Annotated in this window: 24 protein-coding genes and 2 riboswitches; of the genes, 21 read left to right on the top strand and 3 right to left on the bottom strand. The window is 61.0% G+C overall.

Annotation, left to right across the window (positions count from 1 at the left end):
* Positions 1 to 217 precede the first annotated feature (217 nt).
* The 5 genes from hemP to glpD all read left to right on the top strand — a co-directional run bounded on the left by hemP (position 218) and on the right by glpD (position 5,871).
* Positions 218 to 382: a hemin uptake protein HemP gene (hemP, locus tag QEZ52_RS07050; RefSeq protein ID WP_406648880.1), complete on the top strand. Its 165-nt coding sequence runs from the start codon at positions 218 to 220 to the stop codon at positions 380 to 382.
* Positions 383 to 628: 246 nt separating this feature from the next.
* A complete protein-coding gene (locus QEZ52_RS07045; protein WP_406648879.1) occupies positions 629 to 1,642 on the top strand; it encodes a porin in 1,014 nt (337 codons plus the stop codon).
* 124 nt (positions 1,643 to 1,766) lie between these two features.
* Positions 1,767 to 3,323, top strand: a complete 1,557-nt coding sequence (locus QEZ52_RS07040; RefSeq protein WP_406650374.1) for a di-heme oxidoredictase family protein — start codon at positions 1,767 to 1,769, stop codon at positions 3,321 to 3,323.
* A gap of 192 nt (positions 3,324 to 3,515) precedes the next feature.
* Positions 3,516 to 4,301, top strand: a complete 786-nt coding sequence (locus tag QEZ52_RS07035; protein ID WP_406650372.1) for a DeoR/GlpR family DNA-binding transcription regulator — start codon at positions 3,516 to 3,518, stop codon at positions 4,299 to 4,301.
* Complete coding sequence (gene glpD / locus QEZ52_RS07030) at positions 4,294 to 5,871, top strand: glycerol-3-phosphate dehydrogenase (protein ID WP_406648878.1); 1,578 nt, start codon at positions 4,294 to 4,296, stop codon at positions 5,869 to 5,871. Before QEZ52_RS07035 ends, glpD begins: the two co-directional genes overlap by 8 nt.
* Positions 5,872 to 6,895: 1,024 nt before the next feature.
* On the opposite strand, the gene cobO is transcribed toward glpD, so the two are convergent.
* Positions 6,896 to 7,534 (bottom strand): cob(I)yrinic acid a,c-diamide adenosyltransferase, encoded by a 639-nt coding sequence (gene cobO / locus QEZ52_RS07025; RefSeq protein ID WP_406648877.1) that lies wholly within the window; start codon positions 7,532 to 7,534, stop codon positions 6,896 to 6,898.
* 28 nt (positions 7,535 to 7,562) lie between these two features.
* Positions 7,563 to 7,794: riboswitch (cobalamin riboswitch) on the top strand.
* 101 nt (positions 7,795 to 7,895) lie between these two features.
* Here cobO and QEZ52_RS07020 point away from each other — a divergent pair.
* From QEZ52_RS07020 to cobJ, 7 genes are read left to right on the top strand one after another with little or no spacing between them, the layout of a single operon-like run.
* Entirely contained in the window at positions 7,896 to 8,285 is a 390-nt protein-coding gene (locus tag QEZ52_RS07020; protein WP_406648876.1) for a DUF1636 family protein, read from the top strand.
* A 3-nt stretch (positions 8,286 to 8,288) separates the two neighbouring features.
* Positions 8,289 to 9,323 (top strand): cobalamin biosynthesis protein CobW, encoded by a 1,035-nt coding sequence (gene cobW, locus QEZ52_RS07015; RefSeq protein ID WP_406648875.1) that lies wholly within the window; start codon positions 8,289 to 8,291, stop codon positions 9,321 to 9,323.
* A gap of 6 nt (positions 9,324 to 9,329) precedes the next feature.
* Positions 9,330 to 12,575 carry a cobaltochelatase subunit CobN gene (gene cobN, locus QEZ52_RS07010; protein ID WP_406648874.1) on the top strand — a complete coding sequence of 1,082 codons (3,246 nt, stop codon included), beginning with the start codon at positions 9,330 to 9,332 and terminating at the stop codon, positions 12,573 to 12,575.
* Positions 12,572 to 13,747 (top strand): precorrin-3B synthase, encoded by a 1,176-nt coding sequence (gene cobG, locus QEZ52_RS07005; protein ID WP_406648873.1) that lies wholly within the window; start codon positions 12,572 to 12,574, stop codon positions 13,745 to 13,747. Before cobN ends, cobG begins: the two co-directional genes overlap by 4 nt.
* Before the next feature lies 1 nt (position 13,748).
* A complete protein-coding gene (locus tag QEZ52_RS07000; protein ID WP_406648872.1) occupies positions 13,749 to 14,378 on the top strand; it encodes a precorrin-8X methylmutase in 630 nt (209 codons plus the stop codon).
* 1 nt (position 14,379) lies between these two features.
* Positions 14,380 to 15,096 (top strand): precorrin-2 C(20)-methyltransferase, encoded by a 717-nt coding sequence (cobI, locus tag QEZ52_RS06995; protein WP_406648871.1) that lies wholly within the window; start codon positions 14,380 to 14,382, stop codon positions 15,094 to 15,096.
* Complete coding sequence (gene cobJ, locus QEZ52_RS06990) at positions 15,093 to 15,863, top strand: precorrin-3B C(17)-methyltransferase (protein WP_406648870.1); 771 nt, start codon at positions 15,093 to 15,095, stop codon at positions 15,861 to 15,863. Before cobI ends, cobJ begins: the two co-directional genes overlap by 4 nt.
* Here cobJ and QEZ52_RS06985 read toward each other — a convergent pair.
* On the bottom strand, positions 15,842 to 16,588 hold the full coding sequence (locus QEZ52_RS06985) for a cobalt-precorrin-6A reductase (protein WP_406648869.1): 747 nt from the start codon (positions 16,586 to 16,588) through the stop codon (positions 15,842 to 15,844). The two genes, cobJ and QEZ52_RS06985, sit on opposite strands and share 22 nt — an antisense overlap.
* On the opposite strand from QEZ52_RS06985, the gene cbiE reads away from it, so the two are divergent.
* The 9 genes from cbiE (at position 16,587) to QEZ52_RS06940 (ending at position 25,376) form a co-directional block, all read left to right on the top strand.
* On the top strand, positions 16,587 to 17,774 hold the full coding sequence (cbiE, locus tag QEZ52_RS06980) for a precorrin-6y C5,15-methyltransferase (decarboxylating) subunit CbiE (protein ID WP_406648868.1): 1,188 nt from the start codon (positions 16,587 to 16,589) through the stop codon (positions 17,772 to 17,774). The genes QEZ52_RS06985 and cbiE overlap by 2 nt on opposite strands.
* Positions 17,771 to 18,157 (top strand): cobalamin biosynthesis protein, encoded by a 387-nt coding sequence (locus QEZ52_RS06975; RefSeq protein WP_406650370.1) that lies wholly within the window; start codon positions 17,771 to 17,773, stop codon positions 18,155 to 18,157. Before cbiE ends, QEZ52_RS06975 begins: the two co-directional genes overlap by 4 nt.
* A complete protein-coding gene (cobM, locus tag QEZ52_RS06970) occupies positions 18,157 to 18,942 on the top strand; it encodes a precorrin-4 C(11)-methyltransferase (protein ID WP_406648867.1) in 786 nt (261 codons plus the stop codon). Before QEZ52_RS06975 ends, cobM begins: the two co-directional genes overlap by 1 nt.
* Positions 18,942 to 20,249 (top strand): cobyrinate a,c-diamide synthase, encoded by a 1,308-nt coding sequence (locus QEZ52_RS06965; protein WP_406648866.1) that lies wholly within the window; start codon positions 18,942 to 18,944, stop codon positions 20,247 to 20,249. The genes cobM and QEZ52_RS06965 overlap by 1 nt, the downstream gene beginning before the upstream one ends.
* Positions 20,250 to 20,251: 2 nt before the next feature.
* Positions 20,252 to 20,977 carry a uroporphyrinogen-III C-methyltransferase gene (gene cobA, locus QEZ52_RS06960; RefSeq protein WP_406648865.1) on the top strand — a complete coding sequence of 242 codons (726 nt, stop codon included), beginning with the start codon at positions 20,252 to 20,254 and terminating at the stop codon, positions 20,975 to 20,977.
* 30 nt (positions 20,978 to 21,007) lie between these two features.
* Positions 21,008 to 21,229: riboswitch (cobalamin riboswitch) on the top strand.
* Between the two features lie 56 nt (positions 21,230 to 21,285).
* Positions 21,286 to 21,963: an energy-coupling factor ABC transporter permease gene (locus QEZ52_RS06955; protein WP_406648864.1), complete on the top strand. Its 678-nt coding sequence runs from the start codon at positions 21,286 to 21,288 to the stop codon at positions 21,961 to 21,963.
* 86 nt (positions 21,964 to 22,049) lie between these two features.
* On the top strand, positions 22,050 to 22,802 hold the full coding sequence (gene cobF / locus QEZ52_RS06950; protein WP_406648863.1) for a precorrin-6A synthase (deacetylating): 753 nt from the start codon (positions 22,050 to 22,052) through the stop codon (positions 22,800 to 22,802).
* 62 nt (positions 22,803 to 22,864) lie between these two features.
* Positions 22,865 to 23,599, top strand: coding sequence for a glutamine amidotransferase (locus QEZ52_RS06945; protein ID WP_406648862.1), 735 nt, complete (start codon positions 22,865 to 22,867; stop codon positions 23,597 to 23,599).
* A 100-nt stretch (positions 23,600 to 23,699) separates the two neighbouring features.
* Positions 23,700 to 25,376, top strand: coding sequence for an FAD-binding dehydrogenase (locus tag QEZ52_RS06940; RefSeq protein WP_406648861.1), 1,677 nt, complete (start codon positions 23,700 to 23,702; stop codon positions 25,374 to 25,376).
* A 6-nt stretch (positions 25,377 to 25,382) separates the two neighbouring features.
* Here QEZ52_RS06940 and QEZ52_RS06935 read toward each other — a convergent pair whose 3' ends face one another.
* The gene (locus QEZ52_RS06935) at positions 25,383 to 26,546 is read right to left on the bottom strand and encodes a TPM domain-containing protein (protein ID WP_406648860.1); all 1,164 of its coding nucleotides are present in this window, start codon (positions 26,544 to 26,546) and stop codon (positions 25,383 to 25,385) included.
* Positions 26,547 to 26,561 lie beyond the last annotated feature (15 nt).

Raw genomic sequence — 26,561 nt, 5'->3', positions numbered from 1 at the left:
GCGCCTTGGCGAACACTGATCACCAAGTGTTTGTCAAAAAATAATACCTTAGTAAAAAAGTCAGATTGACAAAGCTGACTATATCAATCAGGTATTACACATCAGCCACCCGATCTGGAATCGGGAAGCCACGACCATCAACGCAACCCCATAGGGGCCCCGCACCCGTTCTAGCGGATGCCAAGGGCCCCATGTGATCCGCAACGAGGCTGATGCCATGAATCAAATCGTCCGAGACACCGTGTCCACCGCAACCGAAGTATTCCCCACATTTCACGCCGAAGAACTGACCAAGGGCGGAAATCAGGCGCGGATTCTGCTGAACGGTCAAATTTATTCCCTGCGCATCACTCGGGCGGGGAAGTTGATCCTGACAAAATAGATCTAGTTCAGGTCAAATTGGTCGAAATCGGTCGCATGCATGCGACTCAGTTTTCGCATTTTTGATCTTTGGATCGGAGGGACGGTCGCCCGGCACTTACCCAAGTTCTGCCGAATACCCGTCCTGCCCACAATATCGCAGCTCAGCGCAGATTCGCCTTGATGCTTTTCAAGGCGGCCAGTAGGCATGTTACGTTATAACATAACGTAACGCTGCAACCCCCTCCAAACTCAAGAAGAAGACAAGATGAAAAAGCCCACTACCCTGGCCATCCTGGCCAGCGCCCCAGCTCTTTTGCTGGCACAGCCCGTTGTTGCCCAAAGTTTCGAATGGGAAGGAGAAATCGAGATCGGAAACGAACAAATCGTGTCCTCTCCTGTCGCGGCCAATGAAATCCGCGACACCTATGCCATTATGACGTTCAGCGGTGCCTATACGTTTGGCAATGGGATCGGCGTATTCTCTACCCTCACAGCCGAGTCCCTGACCGATGCCACAGCCGATCGCAGCTTTGACGACTTTGGCGCCTATATCGAAGAGCTGGGCCTGTTCTTTGCCGTTGGTCAATCCGCCACCGTTTCGTTGGGCAAACTGCATCCGGTCTTTGGGTCAGCCTGGGACAATACCGCCGGTTTCTTTGGGGGTACGCTGGCCGAAGATTATGAGTTGATCGAGCAGATTGGGATCCTGGCCGACGTTCAGTTTGACGGGGCTGGCACGCTGTCCTTTGGGGTCTTTTATGCCGACGACACCGGACTGAGCCGGTCTGTCGGGTTTGATCGGGGCCGCAATACCGTCGCCGCTGGTGGCGCAGGCAATACCGGCGAGCTCGACAATTTTGCCATTCAATGGGATGGCGAAGTCGGAGACACCTATTACCAGATCGGTGCCCGCCATCTGAGCGCTGGCGTCGGTGATGTGGACGATGAACAGGGCCTCGTGGTTGGGATCGGCCACAGCTTTGACTCCGGGCTGGACATGTTCGGTGAGGTGGCTCGGTTTTCGAACTTTGGTGGCACCGTCGATGATGCAACTTATGTGACGTTGAACGCGGCTTACGCGATTGGCGAAGTCACCCTGTCAGGCACCCTGGCCCAGGCGGATCTGGACACGTCGGGAGAGACCAAGCTGGCGTCACTGGCTGCGGAATACGAACTGCAAAATGGCTGGACCGTTGGCGGCGCACTGGCACGTGTTGATAATTCAGGCGTCAAGGACACGGTGATCGGTATCAACCTGATCCTGCCGTTTGGCGGGTAACAGCCGGCGCACCTGCAACCCGGCAACGGCGTGCCCGGACCAGGTCCGGGCCGCTTTCGTTTTGGCAAGGGGCACTGCGTCCTGTAAGCCTGTTTCTACATCCAAACCGGACTATATCATGATTATGGTGCAACACGCGGTTACCTTTTTTGCGACGCTCTGTGTTTCCTGTTCCAGTATTGCGCTGGCCAGCGAAAACACCGCAGACCAGGATCGAGACCCGGCGGTCAGTCAGGAGTTTGACCCGGGCTGGTCGCATCTGGCTGTTGCGCCCTGGACCCAGCAGGAACAGAACCGAGCCCGGATTGCAGTTGAGCGACCTGTCACCGCGCAGGAGCCCGAAGCTTTTGAAGCCTACCCGGGTGGCGCGGCCACAGGCGGTGACGTCTTTGGGCAGGACGCGTTTTCGCAACCCTCTGGCAACATGGAGTTTGAGCAAAAGCTCGAGTTTCAACTGGGCAATGCATTTTTCGAAAAACTTTGGGTGTCCTCGCCCTCATCGACCAAAGCCTCCGATGGGTTGGGACCGCTGTACAACGCCCGCGCCTGCCAATCCTGTCACATCCGGGACGGTCGCGGCGCGGCCCCTGATGAAACGGGCGACAGCGGGTCGCTGCTGTTCAAGATCTCGGTGCCAGAAATCGGTGCAACGGACAGGTCCATAACCGCCTCTGCCCCAGATCCTGTTTATGGAGGTCAGATTCAGGATCACAGCCTGCCCGGACTGCGTGCCGAAGGTCGCATTGATGTCCAATGGAGCGAACGTCCTGTCACATTGGCCGATGGGATGACGGTACATCTGCGCGTGCCCGATCACCAGATTGTCGACCTTGGTTGGGGGCCTTTTGCCAAAGGCGCCCGTCTTTCCCCCCGGGTCGCACCCCAGATGATTGGTCTGGGATTGCTCGAGGCCATTCCCGCTACCGAAATCCTGGCCGGAGCAGACCCCGACGATCACGACGCGGACGGCATCTCGGGACGCGCCAATCTGGTCTGGTCTGATCGATACCAAAGGACAGTGCTGGGCCGTTTTGGCCTCAAGGCAGCAAGCCCTACGGTTCGGGACCAGTCTGCAGCGGCGTTTTCGTTCGACATCGGCATCTCATCGTCCATGCACCCTGATCCATGGGGCGATTGTACCGCCGCCCAACCCGCCTGTCAGGCCGCCCCGCATGGCAACGATGATGCACGCTTCACAGAGATCGACGACATCGGGCTGGACTTGATCACGTTCTACAGCCGCAATCTGGCAGTGCCAGCCAGACGAAATGCCAATGCCCCCCAAGTTCTGAGGGGTAAGGCGGTGTTTCACCAAAGCGGCTGCGCCGACTGCCACCGCCCCAAATTCGTAACTCACAAGCTGCCGGATCAACCGGAACAGAGCTTTCAGTTGATATGGCCATACACCGATATGCTGCTTCACGACATGGGTGACGGATTGGCCGATGACATGCCCAAAGGGCTGGCCAGCGGACGGGAATGGCGTACCCCGCCCTTGTGGGGGCTCGGTCTGACCACCCAGGTTTCACCCGACGCGGGCTTCTTGCACGACGGACGTGCCCGTACAATGTTGGAGGCGGTTCTGTGGCATGGCGGCGAAGCGCGCGCATCCCGGGATGCGGTGATTTCCCTGTCTGCCGAAGATCGCGACGCCTTGTTGCGCTTTCTCGCCAGTCTTTGACAGCCCATCCGAACCGGAGTTCTCCCGCCCGTCCCTCCCAACATCCAAGGATGCTGGGGGGCCCGTTGGCCCTGCGCTGCAGGTACCCGGATGCACGCGGGGGACACAAACCAAAGCAAAACGAAAATAAATGCGTGACAACGAAAGGAAATGAAAGTACCTGACGGTCTCAAAACCATGCGAGCCCCAGACATGAACGCCCCGAACCGTCATAGTGACATCATTGCGCTCCTGACCAAAAACGGGCAGGTCGAAGTCGATGATCTGGCCCAGCGTCTGTCAGTGTCCAGCCAGACCATTCGATCGGACCTGCGCGACCTGAGCAACCGGGGCTTGTTGTCCCGTGTCCATGGCGGCGCGGTTCCGCTGGGGGCGGCGGCCGGGCGCGGGTATGATGAGCGACGCCAATTCAACGCCGCCGGAAAACACGCCATGGCCGCGCTGGTCGCCGAACACATCCCCGAACATTGTTCGATTTCCCTGAACATCGGCACCTCGACGGAACAGGTCGCCCGCGCGCTGTCAGATCATCAGGGGCTCACGGTTCTATCCAATAATATCAACATTATAAACCTCATGATGTCTGCCCGGCTCAGAGAGTTGATCCTGGTGGGCGGTGCTGTCCGGCAAAGCGATGGTGCGGTTGTCGGAGAAGATGCGGCGGCCTTCATCTCCCGATATAAAACCGATTTCGCAATCATCGGGGCTTCGGCCCTAGACACCGATGGGGCAATTTTGGATCACGATGCACGCGAAGTCACGGTTGCCCGCGCGCTGTTGCAAAATGCCCGCACACGCATTTTGGTCTGTGACGGGTCAAAATTTTCGCGCACCGCAGCGGTACGAATCTGCGCGATTTCCGAATTGGACATGGTGATTACCGACCGCCCCGTCCCGTCCGATTTCGCCGAAGCCGCCAGCGCTGCTGGCACCAAGATCCTTGTCGCCTCCCAAGCCGAAAGGACCGAAAATGTCTGAAAGTGAAATCAAGGACCTGTTCATTATCGGCGGTGGCATCAACGGCTGCGGTATTGCCCGCGATGCGGCGGGCCGTGGATTGAGCGTGACACTGGCCGAAATGAATGACCTGGCCTCGGCTACATCGTCGGCCTCGACCAAGCTGTTTCATGGGGGACTCAGATACCTGGAGTACTTTGAATTCCGCCTGGTGCGCGAAGCATTGGTCGAGCGGGAAACTCTGCTGCGCGCCATGCCCCACATCTCATGGCCGATGCGATTTGTGTTGCCGTATCATCGCGACATGCGGTTTGAAAGCGACACCCCGACCTCGCGCTTGTTGACGTGGGTCATGCCCTGGATGAAGGGGCGCAGACCGGCCTGGTTGATCCGATTGGGTCTCTTTCTGTATGATCACCTGGGTAAGCGCGGCATCTTGCCAGGCACCCGCAAGATCGACCTGACGCAAGACCCTGCCGGGCAGGTGTTGAAACCCGAATTCAGCACGGCTTTTGAATATTCTGATTGCTGGGTCGAGGACGCCCGCCTGGTCGTGTTGAACGCGCGGGACGCACAGGCCCGCGGGGCCGACATTCTGACACGGTCCAAGGTGGTGTCCGCCAGCCGGGAGCAGGATCTCTGGGTGATCAAAGTCCAGAACCAAACCACCGGCACCATCCAGACGCACCGCGCCCGCATGCTGGTCAATGCCACCGGCCCCTGGGTTGCGGATGTCCTGAAGGATCCGTTGGGGATCAAAAGCCGTGAAACCGTACGGCTGGTGCGCGGCAGCCATATTGTGACCCACAGGCTGTTTGATCATGACCGGTGCTATTTTTTTCAGGGCACGGACGGGCGGATCATCTTTGCGATCCCCTATGAAGAAGATTTCACATTGATTGGAACCACCGATGCCGATCATGATTCCCCCGACACGGCCCCAACCTGCAGCGAGGCCGAACAGGAGTATCTGGTGAAATTTGCGTCAGAGTACTTTGAACACCCCATCAGCCGGGATGACATCACGTGGACCTATTCAGGGGTACGCCCCCTGTATGACGACGGTGCCAGTTCTGCGACCGCCGCGACCCGGGAGTATGTGCTCAATCTGGATCAGGCCGCCGCGCCTTTGCTGACCGTATTCGGAGGCAAGATCACAACCTATCGCAAACTGGCCGAAGCCGCGATGGCACAGGCCCAGGCGGTATTTCCGGATCTCGCGTCGAACTGGACGGCAGGCGTGGCAATGCCAGGTGGCGATTTTGGCGTGGACGAGTTTGGGGCGCAGGTGCAGGCGCTTGAGCAGAGCTATCCGTTTCTAACCCCCTATTGGGCGCGCCGACTCATCCGGGCCTATGGAACCGAAGCCCGGATCGTTCTGGGCGATGCCAAATCCGAAAGCGATCTGGGACAGTCCTTTGGGGCCACGATCACGGCCCGGGAACTCGAATGGGCCATGGATCAGGAATGGGTGCGCACGGCCGAAGACTTCTTGTGGCGGCGTAGCAAGCTGGGGCTGCGGGTCTCTCCACAGCAGGTCTCTGAGATCGACGCCTTCATCGCTGCCAGTTGCACCAGTCGCAAAGTATAGGTCACACAAACCGGGCGCTCGACGGACGGCGGGCATCGGGTGGGCTTGCCCGCGCGATGCCTGGCCCAACGGGAGGAGGCGCATCTGCGATGCGCTGAGCTCCGGGCGGGAGCACACCGCCGGCATCGAACACGTCGGTCGGACCACTGGCGTCGCTTTGTCTGTCACGGGCAGCGACCAGGTATTTTCAACCAAAAAGAAGCAGGAGCCCTGTGCCCGGCTTCGAGCGGACGCGCGGACCGGTCATCGGTGCGGGGGTCCTGGCCCTGACCTGAATAGCTGACTACTGGGCGGTCTAACGTTGGAGTTTTCCAGTGCCTTTTCCGAGCGCGGCAGACAGAGAGGTGCAACAACCGGGCAGGGTCACACATGCACAGATGACGTTTTTGCCCAAGCAGGTGGAGGATTGCACGCTGATGGCGCGCGCAATGCCGAGCGGTGCCACCGAGCGGAATTGCCGAGGTGACACTCCACAACTGGTGCAAAAAATATTCCGACCAGATGCCGCCCGAGATAAAACACTTGAAGATGTCGGATGAGGCGATCACCAGGGTGACACACCGGGTCGCTGATCTGCCCTTGGAATGAGCCACGTCACGCCATTGTCCGTGTGACCCTGACGAATGCCGCAATCGCAGGGTTTACCAGAAAGTTCCGAGCGAAAGACCTGAGCACACACCGGGTCCCGAGCCTGGACGATGCAGGTTCAAAACCCAGGAGTGGTGTAGCGACGACAGCGAAGGTCGCCCCCACAGCGCAATCGGAAACACCCCGCCGACCGCGTTGATGAATGGCTCAGACATGCAACAAGCGCCCTGAGACTGCCCCCCCCGAGAACTTTCAGTCCGGTGGCCCACACACCGGGAGCGGCACAAACCCTCTGCTTTGCCAAAGCTATGGCAGAGCAGTTCAGTGGGAAACATCACCCGCCTGTCGGCCCTGACACTGAGCGTCAAGGAAACGACGGCGCGATCTGCCCAGATCGACGCGCCGAAGGAACCGCCGATCAGACCTCACCCAAAGATCAGAATTCCACGCCCTTTTGCGCCTTCACACCCGCCCGGAAGGGATGTTTGACCAGCGCCATTTCAGTGACCAGATCCGCGATTTGGATCAGCTCTTCCTTGGCATTGCGACCGGTCAACACCACATGGGTCATCTCGGGCTTTTCAGTGGCCAGAAATTCCACCACTTCGTTGATATCCAGATACTCATAGCGCAGCGCGATATTGATTTCGTCCAGCAACACCATCTGTATCTCGGGGTTACGAATCATTTCCTTGGCTTTTTCCCAGCCCCGTTGCGCGGCGGCAATATCGCGGGACTTGTCTTGGGTTTCCCAAGTGAACCCTTCGCCCATGGCATAGAATTGGCACAGATCGGAAAAATGCGTTTCGATCAGGGTGCGCTCCCCGGTCTGCCAACCACCTTTGATGAATTGCACCACAGCCGAGGGCATTTCATGGGCGATGCAGCGCATGATCATGCCAAATCCAGAGCTGGATTTGCCCTTGCCCGGGCCGGTATGCACGATGATCAGCCCTTTTTCACCGTCTTTGGTGGCCATCATCCTGTCGCGGGCGGCTTTTTTCTTGGCCATTTTCGCCGCGTGGCGGGCATCGTCATCACTTGGTGTTTCTGGCGTGTCGGTCACGGGGGACATCCTTCTCTTGACAAGGGGCAGGCCTTTGCCGCAAGGGGGCAAGGCTGGTGCCTGTTCTAGGACAGGCGAAGAGGGAATGCGATAGGCTGCGCGACATGTAAATGTCCAAAGCCGAAGCGCAGCCGCCCCCGCGACCGTGACCGGAGAGGTTGCCTGGCCACTGACCGCAAGGTTGGGAAGGCAGGCCAGCCGCAGAGAGCCCCACGTGGGTTTCTCGAAATCCGCAAGCCGGGAGACCTGCCAGCGCTGGAACTGTAACGGGCGAACGGGGTGTTTCGCGTCCGGCTGTTGGGCATGCCGCTCATGGCGCCCTTGCTGGCCATCTCTCCCTTGTCGTCGAAACGCGCGAAAGAGGTCTGCCATGATGGCTGAAAAGGGCCAGGTAACACTGACGATCTGCACGACCTGCCGTCGTGGAGAGATGAGCGACCCGGAAGCCAAACGCCCGGGCACCGAAATGTACGAAGCCTTGCAGGCCTTCGACCTGCCGGACAATATCCGCTTGCGCCCGGTGGAATGCCTGTCGGCCTGTACCCGGGGCTGTTCCATGGCGCTGACCGGAGGGCCGGCGCGCTGGTCCTATGTGTACGGCGATATGGACCCGGCGCAACACGCCGAAGACATCATTGCCGGCGTCACCGCCTATTCCAATACCGACAACGGGCTGGTGCCCTGGCGCGAACGCCCCGTTGTCTTTCGCAAACAATCCATCGCACGTATCCCCCCGGCTGAAATGCCGACAGAGGAGTAAGTCATGTCCGACCTCAACAAGATCCCCGTCACCGTCATCACCGGTTTTCTTGGCGCTGGCAAAACCACGCTGATCCGGCATCTGATGCAAAACCCTCAGGGCAAGCGTCTGGCCGTGCTGGTCAATGAATTTGGCACCGCCGGTGTGGATGGTGACATCCTGAAATCCTGCGCCGATGAGAACTGCCCGGAAAACAGCATTGTCGAACTGGCCAACGGCTGTATTTGTTGCACCGTCGCCGATGATTTCATTCCCACCATCGAACAGCTGATGGCCCTGCCGGAGCAGCCTGAACATATCTTGATCGAAACATCCGGTCTGGCTCTGCCCAAACCGTTGCTCAAGGCGTTTGATTGGCCCGCGATCCGATCGCGCATCACCGTGGACGGGGTGATTGCTCTGGCCGATGCCGAAGCTGTCGCCAAAGGCCAGTTCGCTCCGGATTTGGACGCGGTTCAGGCCCAGCGCGAAGCTGATGAGTCGCTGGATCACGAAACGCCCCTGTCCGAGGTGTTCGAGGATCAGATTTCCTGCGCTGACATCGTACTGCTCTCCAAGGCGGATCTGGCTGGCGAAGAGGGTATTGCCAAGGCACGCGCCGTGATTGATGCGGAAACCCCGCGCAAGCTGCCGGTGCTGCCAATGAGCGAAGGCGTGATTGACCCGCGTGTGATTCTGGGTCTGAACGCCGCCGCCGAAGACGATTTGGACGCCCGCCCCAGCCATCATGATGGCCATCATGACCACGAACATGACGATTTCGAATCCATAGTGGTCGAAATGGGCGAAGTAGATGACCCCCAAGTGTTGCAGGATGCAATCATCCGTCTTGCGCGCGAACGCAACATCCTGCGGGTCAAAGGGTACGTCGCTGTTACCGGCAAGCCGATGCGCATGCTGGTTCAGGCCGTTGGCGAACGGGTTCGGGCCCAGTTCGATCAGCCCTGGGGCAGTCAGCCCCGCAAGACCCAATTGGTTGTGATCGCCGAGCATGACGACATCAACGAAACGGCGATCCGCGCCGAATTGGGAGCCTGACGCACGATGCATGTCGTCTTTCGCGAAAGCCATGGGTTGGACCAGACCGACACCCCACAGGATCTGGGGCAAAACCCTGCGGACCTGGTGGTGTTGTCGTTCTCGGACAGTGACCTGGGTGCTTTTGCGGCGGGCTGGCATCGCGCGAATGGCAAACTGCCCACGTGCCGATTGGCCAACCTGGTAGCACTGAAACATCCGCTGTCGGTGGATGTTTATGCCGAACAGACGCTGGAGGGGGCCAAGGGCATTCTGGTGCGTCTGATCGGCGGCGAAAGCTATTGGTCCTATGGTCTGGCCACGCTTCAGGATTTGGCACGGCGCAAGGGCATTGCCCTGGCCATCCTGCCTGCGGACGGGCGCGAAGATGCACGCCTGGACGAACTGTCCACCCTGCCCGTTTCCACATTACGCCGATTGCAGGCGTTGTGCGATGCAGGTGGCGCTGTGGCAGCACAGGCGGCGCTGGCCCAGTTGGCGCTGGCTGCTGGTCTCTATGCCGGGCCGGTACTGGGGCTCAAATCCATGCCGCAGTTCGGGTTTTATGATCCGGATCGGGGCGTCGTGCCGGACGTTGATCCGGACGGCAAACCGTTGGTTCTGGTCAGTTTTTACCGCTCCTATCTAACTTCTGCCGATACCGAACCGGTGGATGCGTTGATCGCCGAGTTCCGCAACCGTGGCTATGCCGCCTTTGGCGTCTTTGCCGCCTCGCTCAAAGCCCCTGCTGCTGCGGGATGGTTGCGCGAGACATTGCCCACGCTGGACCCGGTTGCGATCATCAACGCCACAGCCTTTTCAGCCCAAGCGGCGGATGGATCTGGGTCCCCCTTGTCGGTTGTCGGCTGCCCTGTGTTTCAGGTCGCCCTGTCAACCGCCCGGCGCAAGGATTGGGCCGAAGCCGAACGCGGATTGTCCCCTGCCGATCTGGCGATGCATGTGGTGCTGCCCGAAGTCGACGGTCGGATCTTTGCCGGGGTTGCCAGCTTCAAGGCCCCCGGACGCCAGGACCTCGATCTGCAATACTCGCGCTTTGCCCACCGCGCCGATGCCGATCGCATTCGCGCCGTGGTGGATCGTGTTGATGGCTGGCGCAAACTGGCCACCCTGTCCAACGCGGACAAACGCCTCGGCATCATCCTGTCCACCTATCCCGGTAAGGCACACCAGTTGGCTCATGCCGTGGGAATGGACGCGCTGGCCTCCTGCACCGAAATTCTGACGGATCTGGCCACACATAGCTATGCGGTCGCTGCGCCCTCAGATCTGGGTCAGGCGCTGATGCGCGACACGTTGAGCTGGCCAGTAAAGGACTACCTCGCCGCGCGCGACGCCCTGCCTACAACGCTGCGCGACGATCTGGAGGCGGCCTGGGGCGCACCGGACAGTGATCCCGATTGTATCGACGGTCAGTTCGTGTTCAAGGCGCTGCGCGCCGGTCAGGCGCTGATCGCGCTGCAACCTGAACGCGGCGATGTTCAGACACGCAGCGATGATTACCACGATCTCGAACGCACGCCACGCCACGCCTATGTCGCGTTTTATCTGTGGTTGCGGGGCCAAATCGATGCGCTGGTCCATATTGGCGCGCATGGAACACTGGAATGGCTCCCTGGCAAATCCGTGGCGCTTGGCAGCGACTGCTGGCCCGAGGCACTGACGGGTGCCCTGCCCGTCACCTATCCGTTCATCGTCAATGACCCCGGTGAGGCCGCCCAGGCCAAACGCCGTATCGGCGGCGTGACCATCGGGCATCTGCCGCCGCCGCTGGCACAGACCGCCCTGCCCGAAGGCATGGGACGACTGGAAAGCCTGCTGGATGAATACTCCACCGCCGACGGTCTGGACCCGGCCCGGCGTGACCGGTTGATTTCTGACATCCGCGCCGAAGCCCAGGGCACCGGGGTCGAAGCCGATCTGGGACTGACGCCTGACAGCTCGCCTGCCGAAGCGATCACACGCATCGACCGCTTTGTCTGTGACATCAAAGAAAGCCAATACGGCGAAGGTCTGCACATCTTTGGCACCGGTGACTGCGGTGACAGTGAACGCCAGGGCCTGCGCGATGCGTTGGCCGGTCGTCTGGTCGCCCCCGGCCCCTCCGGTTCTCCATTTCGCGGGCGCTCGGATGTATTGCCGACCGGGCGCAACCTGTTTACCACCGACCCACGCGCGGTCCCGTCGCGGGCGGCGCAGGCGCAGGGCGTGAAACTGGCCGAAGAGTTATTGCGCCGCCACCTTCAGGACCATGGCGACTGGCCCAAAGGGTTGGTCATCGACCTGTGGGGGTCAGCCACCATGCGCACCGCCGGTGAAGAATTTGCCATGGCCTTGCATCTGGCGGGACTGGCACCGAAATGGGACGAGAATTCGGAACGTGTGTCCGGATTCGAAGTGATCCCGCTGGCGCTCCTGAACCGTCCCCGGATCGACGTGACTTTGCGCGTGTCGGGGCTCTTCCGCGATGTGTTCCCCGGGCTGGCGCAGATGTTCGAATCCGCCGCCGCAGTGTTGCACACCCGTGACGAAAGCGCCGACGACAACCCTTATCTGACCGAGACACCCCGCGTCTTTGGCCCCCGCCCCGGGCAATACGGCCTGAACATGACCGCGTCCCTGGACGATTATACCCACGAGGCCCGCGAAGCCGCAGGCGAGGCCTGGCTCAACGCCTCGTCCCACGCCATCGACGCCAAAGGCGACATCACCAACGCCCGCGCCGCTCTCGAAAACCGGCTGAAGGGTGCCGACAGCTTTGTCCACCTGCAGGATCTGCCGGAAACCGACCTGTTGATGGCCTCGGACTATGCCGCGCATGAGGCCGGATTTGCCGCCGCCATGGCCCGGGTGGGCCACAAAGCCCCGGCGCTCTATCACATGGACGCCACCCGCCCCGATCAGCCACAGGCGCGATCTTTGGGCGAAGAAATTGCCCGCGTCACCCGCGCCCGCGCCGCCAACCCCGATTGGGCGACCGCGATGATGGAACACGGGTTCCGGGGCGCAGCCGAAATTTCTGCAACCTTGGACCATATGGCGGCCTTTGCCCATCTGGCGCAGGTGGTACAGCCGCATCTGTTCGATCTCTATTTCGAAGCCACTCTGGGGCGCGACGATCTGGTCGATTTCATGGAACGTGAAAACCCACAGGCGCTCCAGGCCATGCGTGACCGGTTCCGGGCTCTGCATGACGCGGGCCTGTGGATCACACGTCGCAATTCGATCATGGCCGAACTGGAGGGCGCAGCATGAGCGCAGCCTCCGCCCACAGCCCCAAGGTTTACGGCTGGTGCCCCGGTGCCCTGCGTCCGATGATGTCGGGCGACGGTCTGGTGGTACGCGTCCGCGCGCCTCTGGGACGTCTGACCCGCGAACAGGGCATCGGCATTGCCGATCTGTCGCGCCGCTTTGGCAATGGGTTGCTGGACCTTTCCGCCCGCGCCAACCTTCAGATGCGCGGCATTCGTCAGGAGTCTCATCCTGAATTGATCGCCGGTCTGCGCAAACTGGGGCTGGTGGACGACGACGCCGAAGCCGAAGCCCGCCGTAACGTGCTGCTGACCCCATTCTGGCGCGACGGGGATGACACGCACCGGATCGCCACGGCACTCAGCACGGCACTGACGGCTGCCACCGATTTGAAACTGCCCGGAAAATTTGGTTTCGCGGTGGATTGTGGCCCAACCCCGGTGTTGCAAAATGTGGCCGCCGACATTCGCATTGAACGCACGTCTGACGGGTTGACCCTGCGTGCTGACGGGGCCGAAACCGGGCTTTTGGTCACAGTAGAAACCGCTGCTGACGCGGCCTTGGATCTGGCCCGCTGGTTTTTGACGTCTGGTGGCGCGCCCTCGGGTCGCGGACGGATGAAGACGCTGATCGCAAACGGCGCCACACTACCGCAGGGCCATACCACCGGCGCGACGCGCCCCCAACAAACTCAGCCCCTGCCTGGCCGTTGCCCCTCGGGCACGCTCGCGGCATTGGCGTTTGGTCAGATCGAGGCCGACAGCTTTGCCGCCCTTGCAGAGCAATCCCCGATCCGGCTCACACCCTGGCGGATGCTGCTGCTCGAAGGGCTTGCCACCTGTGCCCCCTGCGACGGTGTCATCTTTGACGCCGCTGACCCGCGCCTGCGAGTGACCGCTTGCACAGGCGCGCCCGGGTGCCCGCAGGCGCTTGGCGTCACCCGTCAGCTGGCGTTGGATCTGGCTCCCACATTGCCCGCCAACCAAACCCTGCACGTGTCCGGCTGCGCCAAAGGATGCGCGCATCCCGGCCCGGCCCCGCTGACGCTGACCGCGACCGGCCCTGATACTTTTGACCTGATCCGGGGTGGCACCGCCGCGGATCGACCCGCCCACACCGATTTGACCGCCGACGCCCTGCGCCGCGCACCCGACATTCTGACCCAGGGGACCTGAGATGCTCCACACCTATGAAACCGATGGCGCCAAGATCTATAAAGAGAGCTTTGCCACCATCCGCTCCGAAGCCGATCTGGCCCGTTTTAACAAGGACGAGGAATCCGTTGTTGTCCGCATGATCCATGCCGCCGGTATGGTGGGGCTGGAAGAACACGTGCGCTTCACCCCCGGCATGGCCGAAATCGCCCGCGCCGCATTGGCCAATGGCGCACCGATCCTGTGCGACGCCTATATGGTGTCCGAAGGCGTCACCCGTCCGCGCATGCCCGCCGACAACGAAGTGATCTGCACTCTGCGCGACCCCAAAGTGCCCGAGATGGCCAAGGAGATGGGCAACACCCGCTCTGCGGCTGCCGTGGAATTGTGGCGGCCCAAGCTGGAAGGCGCGCTGGTTGCCATTGGCAACGCCCCCACGGCGCTGTTTCACCTGCTGAACATCCTGCAGGATCCGAATTGCCCCCGCCCTGCCGCCATCATCGGCTGCCCCGTGGGGTTTGTCGGCGCCATGGAATCCAAGGACGCATTGATGCAAGATCCGCCGGTGCCGTCGATGATCGTCAAAGGTCGCTTGGGTGGATCGGCCATCACCGTGGCCGCGATCAACGCGCTGGCCAGCTGGAAAGAGTGACATGGGTAAAGTGATCTGTGCCGGGCTGGGTCCCGGCGATCCCGAATTGATGAGCGTCCGATCATACCGCGCGATCCAATCGGCGCGTCATGTGGCCTATTTCCGCAAGGCTGGCCACGTGGGCCAGGCCCGCACCATCGTCAACGGGTTGATGCCCGATACGGCCGTGGAACATGCGATGGAATACCCGGTCACCACGGAAATCCATTTCTCCGATCCCGAATACAACCGACAGCTTTCGGCGTTTTATGACGATTGGGCCGACCGTCTGGCCGAATTGTCTCAATCCGAAGACGTCGTGGTCCTGTGCGAAGGTGACCCGTTCCTTTATGGGTCGTTCATGCATCTCTATACCCGCCTGCGCGACCGGACACAGGTCGACGTGATCCCCGGCATAACCGGTATGTCCGGCTGCTGGACCGCCACCGGCCACCCGATCACCTGGGGCGACGATGTGCTGACCGTGGCAATGGCGACGCTCTCCGAAGACGAGCTGACCGAACGTGCCGCTGGAACCGACGCGCTGGTGGTGATGAAAATTGGCCGCAATCTGCCAAAACTGCGTCGTGCCCTGGAACGGGCTGGCCGTTTGAACGACGCCTGGATTGTGGTCAAAGGCACCATGGCCGAGCAACAAGTGCACAAGCTGTCCGAGTTGGACGGCCCTGTGCCCTATTTCTCCATCGCGATGGTCCATGGACAGGGGCGCAGACCATGAGTGTTTCGGAAAACGGCTGGGTCGTTATCGCGGGGCTTGGCCCCGGAGACGAGGCATTGGTCACCCAGGAAGTGCGCGATGCGCTGGCCCAGGCCACCGACATCGTCGGCTATATCCCTTATGTCAAACGTATCGAACCGCGTGACGGGCTGACCCTGCACGCCAGCGACAACCGGGTCGAAGTCGACCGCGCTGCCCATGCGCTGGAAATGGCGACCGAAGGCAAACGGGTTGTTGTGGTCTCTTCCGGTGATCCCGGCGTGTTTGCCATGGCTTCGGCCGTGTTCGAAGCGCTGGAAGACGGCAAGCCAGAGTGGCTGGACATCGACATCAAGGTCCTGCCCGGCATCACAGCCATGTTGGCAGCGGCGGCCCAGATCGGTGCGCCCTTGGGCCATGATTTCGCGGCGATCAACCTGTCCGACAATCTGAAACCCTGGTCCCTGATCGAAACCCGCCTGCGCGCAGCTGGCGAGGCCGGGTTTGCCATGGCGTTTTACAATCCGCGTTCAAAATCGCGCCCGCATCAGTTCGCCCGCGCGCTGGAGATCCTGCGCGAAGCTTGTGGCGGCGACACGCTGATCAGCTTTGCCCGCGACGTGACCAAACCGGGGCAGACCATCACCACAGTCCCTCTGAAAGACGCGACGCCCGAAATGGCGGATATGCGCACCGTGGTTATTGTCGGCAACAGCGACACACGGGTCGTCGGGCGGTATGTCTATACTCCCCGGTATGCCCCCGATCAGGAGGGGTCGGCGGCGTGATCCAACCAGGCCAGAACCTGATCAACGGATCGCAGGATCCGGCGCTGCGGCACCTGGGGGCGGTCGATCATGATGATCGTCGCGCCCAAAGTCCGTGCGGCGATCAGCTTGGCCTCGGCCCCCGCGCCACCGGCATTCTTGGCAACCACATGGGTGATGGCGTGTTCCAGCATCAGGGCTGTGTCAGTGTCGGCGTCAAACGGACCGCGGGCAATGACCAGGGACGTATCAGGCAAAGGAAGCGCCGCCTCTGGCGCGTCGACCAGACGCAGCAGATAATGGTGCTGGGGTTTGGCGGCAAACACGTCGAGGTTCTGTTTTCCGATGGCCAGAAAAACGTTGACCTTGTCTTCGGGCAATGCAGCAACTGCGCCTTGCATATCGCTGACATGCAACCACGAATCTCCCTCAGCCGCCTGCCATGGTGCACGTTCCAGCGCGGCCAATTTCACACCCGCTTGCGCGCAGGCCGCAACCGCATTGGTGCTCATCTGTGCGGCAAAGGGATGGGTGGCATCGATCACATGGGTGATGTTTTCACGGCTCAGGTATTGGACCAGACCGCCCACGCCGCCATATCCGCCAACCCGCATGGGCAGCGGTTGCGCCACCGGGCTGGCCGTGCGTCCGGCATAGGAAAACACCGCATCCGCACCGCGTTCTGCGAGAACGCTGGCCAGGCGCGACGCTTCGGTTGTGCCGCCAAGCAAAAGGATGCGTGTCATGAGTAACCCGTGGTTGTCGATTATTGGCTTGGGCGAAGATGGCCTGAGCGGGCTGTCGGATGCAAGCCGATCCGCGCTGGACGCGGCAGAAATCATCTTTGGTGGTCCGCGCCATCTGGATCTGGTGAATGCCGGTGACCGCGGCCAGCCCTGGCCTATTCCCTTTTCGATTGATCCGGTTCTGGCTGCACGAGGCCGCAAAGTGGCGGTTCTGGCTTCGGGTGACCCATTCTGGTATGGGGCGGGCGGGTCATTGTCACGTCATCTGGCGGATGGGGAATGGCAATCGTTTCCCGGGTTATCCACATTTGCCTTGGCCGCCAACCGGCTGGGTTGGAAGCTGGAAGAGGTGTTATGCACAGGGCTGCATGCGGCCCCGTTTGCGCAGTTGCTTCCGCTTTTGGCACCCGGTGTTCAGATCATTTGCACGCTTCGAGATGCCGCAGGCCCAGGTTCATTGGCCGCATGGTTGACCGATCAAGGGTTCGGTGCCTCGCAGGTCAGTGTCCTGGAACGCCTCGGTGGCCCGATGGAGCGCATCCGCACAACATCTGCCAAGACCTTTGATCTCAAAGAGATAGACACGCTTGTTACCGTGGCGATCCAGGCGGCCGGTGCTGCTGGGCTACCCCAGGCGTCGGGGTTGGCGGATGATCTGTTCCACAGTGATGGCCAAATCACCAAACGTCCAATCCGTGCCCTGACGCTGTCGGCCCTGTCCCCGTGTCCGGGTCAACTGTTGTGGGACATCGGCGGCGGGTCCGGGTCGATTTCGGTCGAATGGTGTCTGGCCGCACGTGGCGCGCGCGCTATCACTTTCGAACCACGCGAAGATCGTCTGACAAATATTCGTGCAAACGCGGAAAAATTCGGAATAGCCCATCGGATGACACCGGTCATTGGCAAGGCCCCCGCCGTGCTGGACGGAATTGAGCTGCCCAACACCGTGTTTATCGGCGGTGGTGGCTCGCAGATGTTGTTGGATCACCTTTGGAATATCCTACCCGAAGGTACGCGCATCGTTGCCAATGGTGTGACGCTGGAAACCGAGACGCTGCTGATGACCGCCCACAAGACCCGCGGCGGTCATCTGTTAAAAGCGGAAATCGCCGAAGCCGCCCCCTTGGGCAGTATGTATGGCTGGGACCGGGCCCGCCCGGTGATCCAGTGGAGCGTGACCCGATGAAGGTGGCGGGGTTCGGCTTTCGCTCAGGCGCAACTGTTGCTGATCTACGCGACGTTCTGGCGCTGACCGGGCAGACACCGGATGCGGTGGCGTCGATCTCAACCAAGGCACAGACACCCGTGCTGCAACGACTGGCCAAAGAGCTGGATGTGCCCCTGATCGCGTTGGACGAAAATGAAATTGCCGGAGAACAGACATTGACCTGTTCCCCCCGGATCAAGGCCCGGTTTGGAACCGGGTCGCTGGCCGAAGCCGCTGCACAAGCAGGCGCACGGACCAGCGTCAAAGGGGCAACTGTACGTTTGCTAAGCCCCCGCGTAATAACCGCCAACGGCAACGCCACAGTGGCGATTGCGCAGGCGACTGTAAAAGGACGAACCTGATGACCGTTCACTTTATCGGCGCCGGACCGGGTGCTGCTGACCTGATCACCCTGCGCGGGCGCGACCTGATCGCCGCCTGCCCCGTATGTCTGTATGCCGGATCGCTGGTCCCGACCGAATTGCTGCAACATTGCCCCGAGGGCGCGCATATCGTGAACACCGCGTCCATGTCGCTGGACGAGATCGTTGCCGAGATCAAAACCGCCCATGCCGCCGGTTACGATGTGGCCCGTTTGCATTCTGGTGATCTGTCGGTCTGGTCGGCCATGGGCGAACAGCTGCGCCGCTTGCGTGCCGAAGATATTCCCTATGACGTGACTCCGGGTGTGCCCGCCTTTGCCGCCGCGGCGGCCACTTTGGGCGCTGAACTGACCCTGCCGGGTGTTGCACAATCGCTGATCCTGACCCGGACCTCGGGCCGCGCCTCGTCGATGCCCGAAGGCGAAACGCTGGAGAATTTTGCCCGCACAGGTGCCACGTTGGCCATTCACCTGTCGGTGCATGTGCTGGACGATGTGGTCGACCGGCTGACCCCCCATTATGGTGCCGATTGCCCGGTGGCGGTGATCTGGCGGGCAACCTGGCCGGACCAGCGGGTGGTCAAGGCGACACTGGACACGTTGATCGAGGCCACCGATGGTGAACGCGGCCGCACTGCGCTGATCTTGGTCGGCCGCGCCATCGGAGCTGAGGAGTTCGACGAAAGTTGCCTGTATGCTGGCGATTATGACCGCCGCTATCGCCCCGTCGGCACCAATCCACGGTTCCCGGAAGGAGTAGAATAATGCCAGCAGGTCTGATGATTTCAGCGCCTGCATCGGGCACCGGCAAGACCACGGTCATGCTGGGTCTGTTGCGCGCTTTGGCCGACGACGGGCTGGCCGTTCAACCGTTCAAAAGCGGCCCGGACTATATCGACCCGGCGTTTCATCTGGCTGCCGCCGGACGGGCGTCGTTCAATCTGGATACCTGGGCGATGGCACCGGACCTGTTGAACGCAATTTCGGCGCAAGCTGAGGGCGCAGAAATCTGCATCGGCGAAGGGTCCATGGGTCTGTATGACGGGGTCGCCACGCGGGGCCAGACTGCGTTCGGCACCAGTGCGGAAACCGCCAAGCGCATGGGGTGGCCCGTTATTCTGGTGGTCGATGTCGGCGGACAGGCCCAATCGGCCGCCGCTACAGCGTTGGGTTTCAAAAATTACGACCCGGAATTGCCCTTTGCAGGGGTGATCCTGAACCGCGTCGCCAGCCCCCGGCACGAACGCCTGACCCGTTTGGGAATGGAGCGCGCCGGCATCAAGGTTCTGGGATCTCTGCCCCGGCGCGGTGATCTGACCCTGCCCGAGCGGCATCTGGGGCTGATTCAGGCCGTTGAACATCCCGATCTGGACGCCGCGATTGCAGGCTACGCCACTTTCCTGCGGGACAACGTCGATCTCGACGCGATCAAGGCCGCCGCCATGGCTGGGCCGGTCGAGCCCGCAACAAACGGTCTGCCAAAGCCCCCTGCCCAGCGCATTGCATTGGCACGGGATGCGGCGTTTTCCTTTACCTATCCGCACCTTCTGAAAGGCTGGCGTGATGCGGGGGCAGAAATCCTGCCGTTTTCACCGCTGGCCAATGAGGCCCCGGCGACCGATGCGGATCTGGTCTGGTTGCCCGGCGGATACCCCGAATTGCACGGCGGCACCTTGGCCGCAGCTGCGAATTTCCGTGCTGGTCTGTGCAAACATGCGCAGACCAAACCGGTGCATGGCGAATGCGGTGGATACATGGCCTTGGGCGAGGCGCTGATCGACAAACAGGGTGTGCGCCATCAGATGGCCGGTCTGCTGGGCCTGGTCACATCCTATGAAAAACGCAAGTTCCATCTGGGGTATCGCCGGGCGGTTCTGGGTGCAGGAATGCCTGGGTTTGACGCAGGTCGCGCCCTGCGTGGGCATGAATTCCACTATTCCACAATCCTGGACGAACCCGACGCCCCGCTGGCACAGGTATTTGACGCCGATGGCAACCCGGTGCCAGAAACCGGGTCGATCAAAGGCAATGTCACGGGCACTTTCTTTCACCTCATCACTGGAGAAGCGTGACGATGAGCGGCTTTGTCAGTTTTGTCTCCTCCGGGCCGGGCGATCCCGACCTGTTGACCGTCAAGGCGGTCAAATCTCTGCAACAGGCCGATGCGGTTCTGTTTGACGACCTGAGTTCCGGCCCGATCCTGAGCCATGCGCGCGAGGACGCCGATCTGGTCGGCGTTGGCAAACGCGCGGGCCGCCCGTCCCCCAAGCAGGACCACGTCAGCCAGCTTTTGGTGGACTATGCGTCCACCGGCGCGCGGGTTGTGCGGTTGAAATCCGGGGATTGCGGAATTTTCGGACGGCTCGAAGAAGAGTTGACCGCCCTGCGCGCAGCCGGGATCGAATACGAAATCATCCCCGGTGTCACAGCCGCGTCGGCCGCAGCAGCGGCGGCGGGCATCCCGCTGACCCGTCGGTTGACGGCACGGCGCCTGCAATATGTCACCGGCCACGATGTTACTGGCGAATTGCCCGAAAAACTGAACTGGGCGGCGCTGGCCGATGGCGAAGCAACAACCGTGGTCTATATGGGCAAACGCACCTTTGCCGCCCTTGCCGAACAGCTGCTGGAGCGTGGGTTGTCCGCCGACACTGCCTGTTTGTTGGCCACCGGTGTTTCGACGCCGGACCAGGCCCTGTCGCATCACACATTGGGTGATCTGCCCGCTCATTTGGCGCAGCTGGATACCAAGGCGCCGGTTTTGATCCTGTATGGAGCCTTGGCTGTTGCGGACGCGTAAGTGACGCTTGACAGACTGCGATTCCTTATGAAAACAAAGGCCATTGACGGTTCCCAGCGGTCCAAGACCAAGGGATTAAAAGGGAACACGGTGTGGTGTAGCCAAAAGGCGCCAAATCCGTGACTGCCCCCGCAACTGTGAGCGGAGAGTGTGCCCCGCCAAAGACCACTGATCGCCCCAAAGGGCGTCGGGAAGGTCGGGGCAAACTATGACCCGCGAGTCAGGAGACCTGCCGTCAGCGGTCCGGGATGGTCCCGGTCTGGTCCTGAACTTTTCGGCCGTCGGGTGAGACGGCAGGGAGACACATTATGCATATCGAACCAGGCATCGTAAACGGTGCCAAAATCACGCTGTCCTACGCAACTGCAGCCGGTGCCGCCACCTATATGGTCAAGGAAGCCGCGTCTGCCTTTGGCGTATCCGGTGCCATATCTCTGGCGGTGCGCTCGGTCATGGCGACCGCTGCGGCCTTCACCTTCTTTCAGGTGCTGCCACATTTCCCCGTCGGCGTGTCCGAGGTCCACTTTATCCTCGGGTCGACCTTGTTCCTGATCCTGGGCGCAGCCCCTGCTGCGGTGGGTCTGGCGATGGCGCTGCTGTTGCAGGGCATGTTCTTTGCGCCTACCGACCTGCCCCAGTATTTCATCAACGTCACCACCCTGTTGGTGCCGCTGTTCGCGCTGAAAGCCGTGGCAAACCGCATGATCGCGCCCGGTACAGCCTATGTTGATCTGAAATACACACAGGCCCTGGCGCTGAGCACCGCCTATCAGGGCGGCGTTGTGGCCTGGGTTGGTTTCTGGGCCTTTTACGGTCAGGGCTTTGGCGCGGAAACCATGACATCAGTGCTGACCTTTGGTGGGGCCTATATGTTGGTCGTTTTGATTGAACCCGTCGCCGATCTGGCCGTGCTGGCCGCGGCCAAGACCATGCGTGGCCTGAATGGATCCGGTCTGGTGACGCCGCGCCTCTATAACGCGGCGTAATTCAGCTTGCACACACACGGACGCGGCCCCATTACGGGGCCGTGTTTGTTTTTGGCACATGATTGTTTTGGCAAGGGCTCTGACAGATGATCGAACTCACCCTGATCGGAATCGGCACCGGCAACCCCCAGCATCTGACGTTGCAGGCGGTGGACGCGCTGAACGCGCAGGATCTGATCCTGATCCCCAACAAGGGCGCGGGCAAGGATGATCTGGCTGGTTTGCGGCGTCAGATCTGTGACCGGGCGATCCGGGGCGCTGGTCCGCAGATCATCGAATTCGACCTGCCCATCCGAAACGAGGCCACCACCGATTATCGCCGGCGGGTCGATGATTGGCATGATGCCATTGCCGAAATCTGGTGGCAGAACATCACCGCCAACCTGCCGGATACCGGTGGCAAGGTGGGGTTTCTGGTCTGGGGCGACCCGTCGCTCTATGACAGCACCATGCGAATCGCCGACCGGTTGCTGACCCGGGCCGCGTTCACCATATCGGTCATCCCCGGCATCACGTCGATCCAGGCGCTGACCGCCGGGCACGCGATCCCGCTGAACGAAATCAATGGACCTGTTGTGATCACCACAGGCCGTCAATTGCGCGATCACGGCTGGCCTGAGGGGGCAGATACCGTTGTGGTGATGCTGGACGGGACCTGTTCCTTCCAGACCCTTGATCAGGACGGCGTTCAGATCTGGTGGTCAGGTTTTGCCGGAATGCCCGAAGAGATCACCCTGTCTGGCCCCTTGTCCGAGGTCTGTCAGACGATCATCGACACCCGCGCACAGGCGCGCGCCGATCACGGCTGGATCATGGATATCTATCTGCTGCGCCGGTGAAATGTCGCGGGGGCCCTGCGCACCCTTGTGCATGAATACCCGGTTGGCCTAAACCAACGGCCATGAAGCCATTTCTGATCCTGCAATTGCGCCCCGAAACCGACGCCGCCGATGCGGAGTTTGCCTCTATCCTGAACCGATCCGGCCTGACGGCTGAACGCTGTCACCGGGTGCGATTGGATTGCGAAGAGTTGCCCGCTGGGCTGGATGTGCGCGATTACGCCGGTGTGATTGTCGGCGGCGGCCCAGGCTGTGTCAGCGACGATCCCGCGAAAAAATCCCCGATGGATGCGCGGATCGAAGAGACCGTGCTGGGGCTGATGCCGCAGATCACCGCATTGGATCACCCATTCATGGGCTGCTGTTACGGTCTGGGCATTCTGGCCGCGCATCTGGGCGGCGACGTGTCCAAGGCACAATACGGCGAACCGGTCGGCCCATCCGATTGCACCCTGACCAAGGACGCGCAAAACGATCCGCTCACAACGGGGTTACCCGTCGCGTTCGAAGCCTTTGTCGGCCACAAGGAAGCGGTGCAGGCGCTGCCGCCGGGCTGTGTGCATCTGGTGGCCTCGGCCCCCTGCCCGTTCCAGATGGTGCGGTTTGGCGAAAACGTCTATGCCACCCAGTTCCACCCCGAAGCCGATGCCGCCGATTTTGAACAGCGCATCCGGATCTATTCCGGTCACGGCTATTTCCCGCCCGAACAGGCGGATGAACTGATCACCCAATGCCACGCCGCCGAGGTGACGGTGCCGGGCGAAATCCTGCGCCGATTTGCCCAGCGTTATGGGTGATGCCGCCGGGTGACCAAACGGCACGAACCGCCCGCACAGGTTGCCTGAGTGGCCGCGACACGGCTAGGCTGATCCGGCAGATATGCCAAAGGAGCAGCGCGTGCCCCATCAAAACGGTCAAATCAACAGCGCCGATGTCATCATAGTTGGCGCGGGATTGGCCGGATTGGCCGCCGCGGTCGAATTGGGTGACCGCGGCAAAACCGTCATTTTGCTGGATCAGGAACCGGCACATTTCATGGGTGGTCAGGCCCATTGGAGCCTGGGCGGGTTGTTCATGATCGATACCCCGGAACAACGTCGCATGGGTATTCGCGACTGTCCGGATCTGGCGCGGCGCGACTGGCTGGGCAGCGCACAGTTCGACCGCCCCGAGGATGCCTGGCCGCGCGCATGGGCCGATGCATATCTGGACTTTGCGGCTGGTGAAATGCGCAGCTGGCTGCATGACGTTGGGCTGCGCTGGTTCCCGGTTGTGGGCTGGGCCGAACGCGGTGGAGACACGGCCGAAGGACATGGGAATTCTGTCCCCCGGTTTCATGTCACCTGGGGCACCGGACCGGGGGTTGTTGCCCCTTTTGCAGCCCGTGTGCGCAATCATATGGCCACCGGGCGCATTCATTTTCGGGACCGCCATCAGGTCAGCTACATCATCATGCAAAACGGCGCGGCCAAAGGCGTCTCCGGCGAAATCCTGGCTGAAGATGCCAGCCCCCGGGGACAAAAGACCAGCCGGCATGAGATCGGTGAATTCGAATGTTACGCGCCATCCATCATTGTCGCCTCGGGTGGGATTGGCGGCAATCTGGAACTGGTGCGCAAAGCCTGGCCCGCTGACCGTCTGGGCACCGCGCCCAAAACCATGGTGTCAGGCGTACCGTTTCACGTCGACGGCCGCATGATCGCAATATCCGAAACCGCCGGTGGCCATGTGATCAACCCAGACCGCATGTGGCATTACACCGAAGGGGTACAGAACTGGGACCCGATTTGGCCCAATCACGGGATTCGGATCCTGCCCGGGCCGTCGTCGATGTGGTTTGACTCGTTGGGGCAACGGCTGGAGGCACCCTGTTTGCCGGGATTCGACACGCTCTCCACGCTGCGCGAAATTCTGAAGACCGGTCAAGATTACAGCTGGTTCGTGCTGAGCCAGAAGATCATCGAAAAGGAATTTGCCCTGTCCGGGTCGGAACAGAACCCGGATCTGACTTCGGGCAGCTGGTTTCAAGTGCTCAAGGCGCGACTGTTGTCACGCGGCAGCGCCCCCGGACCTGTCGAAGCGTTCAAGAAACACGGAGTCGATTTTGTCGTGGCCACAACCCTGAGCGATCTGGTCAAAGGCATGAACCGTATCGCCGAAGTGCCCGTCGACGAGGCACGGTTGCGGTCCCAGATCGAGGCTCGGGACGCCCAGGTTGACAATCCCTTTGCCAAGGATGCGCAGATCATCGCCATCAATGCCGCCCGTAACTATCGCGGAGACAAGCTGATCCGCACGGCCAAACTCCACCGCATTCTGGATCGCGACAATGGTCCATTGATCGCAGTCAAGCTGCATATCCTGACACGCAAAACGCTGGGCGGGTTGCAAACCGACCTGGACAGCCGGATGGTTGGCGCTGATGGGACCCCGGTGCCGGGGTTGTTTGCCGTGGGCGAGGCCGCCGGGTTCGGCGGTGGTGGCTATCACGGGTACAACGCGTTGGAAGGGACGTTTTTGGGCGGTTGCCTGTTTTCCGGGCGTCGCGCCGGGCAGTCACAACATATCGCTTGACGCCACTTACCAACTGCCGCTGGCACCGCCCCCGGATGAGCTGCCACCGCCAAAGGAACTGCTGCCCGAGCTAGAGGATTTGGTTTTGCGCGGGATCGTTCGGAACACCTGATTGTGGTACTCACAGTGGTTGCAATCATAGTCGATCCGCTTGCGCCCCGTGCTGGAGGTGGTGGCCGACACCAGCACCGTGGTCTGGGTTGCCATCGTACGGTACGAGCAGCGCGGACAATCACCATAGCCCGAGAACCAGCTGCGGTAATGTTCGATGTCCATGTGCCCACATTGGCCACAGCTCCAGACGTCGTAATCAACTGATTTCAGGAATTCTTCAGTCTGCTGCCCATCATCCAGAAATTGATCATCCGCCTGTTCATCCAGCCGCCCCATGATCGTGCCACATTCCCGACAGGGACGCGGACGGTTGCGCAAATAGCGGCGAATGCCCCAGAATGCTGCGCCCGCTGGCACAGCCAGCAACGCCCAGATCCATTCTCCGAACTGACGCAATTTATACCCGATCCAATTCCAGCCGCGCTGAACGGTCGAAACGTCCTGTTGTCCTGGCAAGGCACCCGTGATGGCAAAGATCGTGGCATCCACGCCATCTTCTATTCCCTGCTGATAGGCATCCTGCCTGAACTGAGGCAGGAACGCGATGTCAATCACCCGCTGCATCGTGGCGTTCCAGTTGTCGCTATACCCGCTGCCGATTTCGATCCGCATCCGGCGATCAAAGCGTGATACCAGGATCAGCACCCCGTCATTGCGCGTCGCATCGCCAATGCCCCAGGTGTTGAACAGCCCGGTGGCAAAGGGTTCGATTGCTCCGACGTGACCAAAATCGCTCATTCCGGGGATCGTCAGAACCGTCATCTCCACATCGGTATGACGGTAGAGATCAATCAACTTTTGCCGCACCCGCGTTTCGGCTGCGGCATCCAGCAAGTCGGCGTAGTCGTTGACGTATAACTCTTGATAGCCGGGGTATTTGCCACCGCCCGTTCGGGGAACATCAGGGTTGGCCCAATCGGGTTCACCCTGCTCTGCCTGAGACGTCACCACATGCCGGGGCTGTGTCATTATCCCGACACCATATCCAATGGCCCAGCCAAAAACCAACACGACACCCGCGATGATCAGGGCCCACTGAAGATCGCGTTTGGTCATGGCAATGCGTCCTTT

It is taken from the genome of Aliisedimentitalea scapharcae, from assembly GCF_045277565.1.
Taxonomy (GTDB): Bacteria; Pseudomonadota; Alphaproteobacteria; order Rhodobacterales; family Rhodobacteraceae; genus Aliisedimentitalea; species Aliisedimentitalea scapharcae.
The sequence above is the reverse complement of the archived record's forward strand: the minus strand, read 5'-3'. Positions and strand labels throughout refer to the sequence as shown.

Excerpts from the sequence above, each read along its gene's own strand:
- cobF (WP_406648863.1), top strand. The coding sequence starts at position 22,050 with ATGATCGAACTCACCCTGATCGGAATCGGCACCGGCAACCCCCAGCAT.
- cobN (WP_406648874.1), top strand. The coding sequence starts at position 9,330 with ATGCATGTCGTCTTTCGCGAAAGCCATGGGTTGGACCAGACCGACACC.
- QEZ52_RS06955 (WP_406648864.1), top strand. The coding sequence starts at position 21,286 with ATGCATATCGAACCAGGCATCGTAAACGGTGCCAAAATCACGCTGTCC.
- QEZ52_RS06945 (WP_406648862.1), top strand. The coding sequence starts at position 22,865 with ATGAAGCCATTTCTGATCCTGCAATTGCGCCCCGAAACCGACGCCGCC.
- QEZ52_RS07035 (WP_406650372.1), top strand. The coding sequence starts at position 3,516 with ATGAACGCCCCGAACCGTCATAGTGACATCATTGCGCTCCTGACCAAA.
- QEZ52_RS06965 (WP_406648866.1), top strand. The coding sequence starts at position 18,942 with ATGCCAGCAGGTCTGATGATTTCAGCGCCTGCATCGGGCACCGGCAAG.
- QEZ52_RS06935 (WP_406648860.1), bottom strand. The coding sequence starts at position 26,546 with ATGACCAAACGCGATCTTCAGTGGGCCCTGATCATCGCGGGTGTCGTG.
- QEZ52_RS06985 (WP_406648869.1), bottom strand. The coding sequence starts at position 16,588 with ATGACACGCATCCTTTTGCTTGGCGGCACAACCGAAGCGTCGCGCCTG.
- cobW (WP_406648875.1), top strand. The coding sequence starts at position 8,289 with ATGTCCGACCTCAACAAGATCCCCGTCACCGTCATCACCGGTTTTCTT.
- cobJ (WP_406648870.1), top strand. The coding sequence starts at position 15,093 with ATGAGTGTTTCGGAAAACGGCTGGGTCGTTATCGCGGGGCTTGGCCCC.
- QEZ52_RS07000 (WP_406648872.1), top strand. The coding sequence starts at position 13,749 with ATGCTCCACACCTATGAAACCGATGGCGCCAAGATCTATAAAGAGAGC.
- QEZ52_RS07020 (WP_406648876.1), top strand. The coding sequence starts at position 7,896 with ATGATGGCTGAAAAGGGCCAGGTAACACTGACGATCTGCACGACCTGC.
- cobO (WP_406648877.1), bottom strand. The coding sequence starts at position 7,534 with ATGTCCCCCGTGACCGACACGCCAGAAACACCAAGTGATGACGATGCC.
- QEZ52_RS07045 (WP_406648879.1), top strand. The coding sequence starts at position 629 with ATGAAAAAGCCCACTACCCTGGCCATCCTGGCCAGCGCCCCAGCTCTT.
- hemP (WP_406648880.1), top strand. The coding sequence starts at position 218 with ATGAATCAAATCGTCCGAGACACCGTGTCCACCGCAACCGAAGTATTC.
- cobG (WP_406648873.1), top strand. The coding sequence starts at position 12,572 with ATGAGCGCAGCCTCCGCCCACAGCCCCAAGGTTTACGGCTGGTGCCCC.
- cbiE (WP_406648868.1), top strand. The coding sequence starts at position 16,587 with ATGAGTAACCCGTGGTTGTCGATTATTGGCTTGGGCGAAGATGGCCTG.
- cobA (WP_406648865.1), top strand. The coding sequence starts at position 20,252 with ATGAGCGGCTTTGTCAGTTTTGTCTCCTCCGGGCCGGGCGATCCCGAC.
- QEZ52_RS07040 (WP_406650374.1), top strand. The coding sequence starts at position 1,767 with ATGGTGCAACACGCGGTTACCTTTTTTGCGACGCTCTGTGTTTCCTGT.
- cobM (WP_406648867.1), top strand. The coding sequence starts at position 18,157 with ATGACCGTTCACTTTATCGGCGCCGGACCGGGTGCTGCTGACCTGATC.
- glpD (WP_406648878.1), top strand. The coding sequence starts at position 4,294 with ATGTCTGAAAGTGAAATCAAGGACCTGTTCATTATCGGCGGTGGCATC.
- QEZ52_RS06975 (WP_406650370.1), top strand. The coding sequence starts at position 17,771 with ATGAAGGTGGCGGGGTTCGGCTTTCGCTCAGGCGCAACTGTTGCTGAT.
- cobI (WP_406648871.1), top strand. The coding sequence starts at position 14,380 with ATGGGTAAAGTGATCTGTGCCGGGCTGGGTCCCGGCGATCCCGAATTG.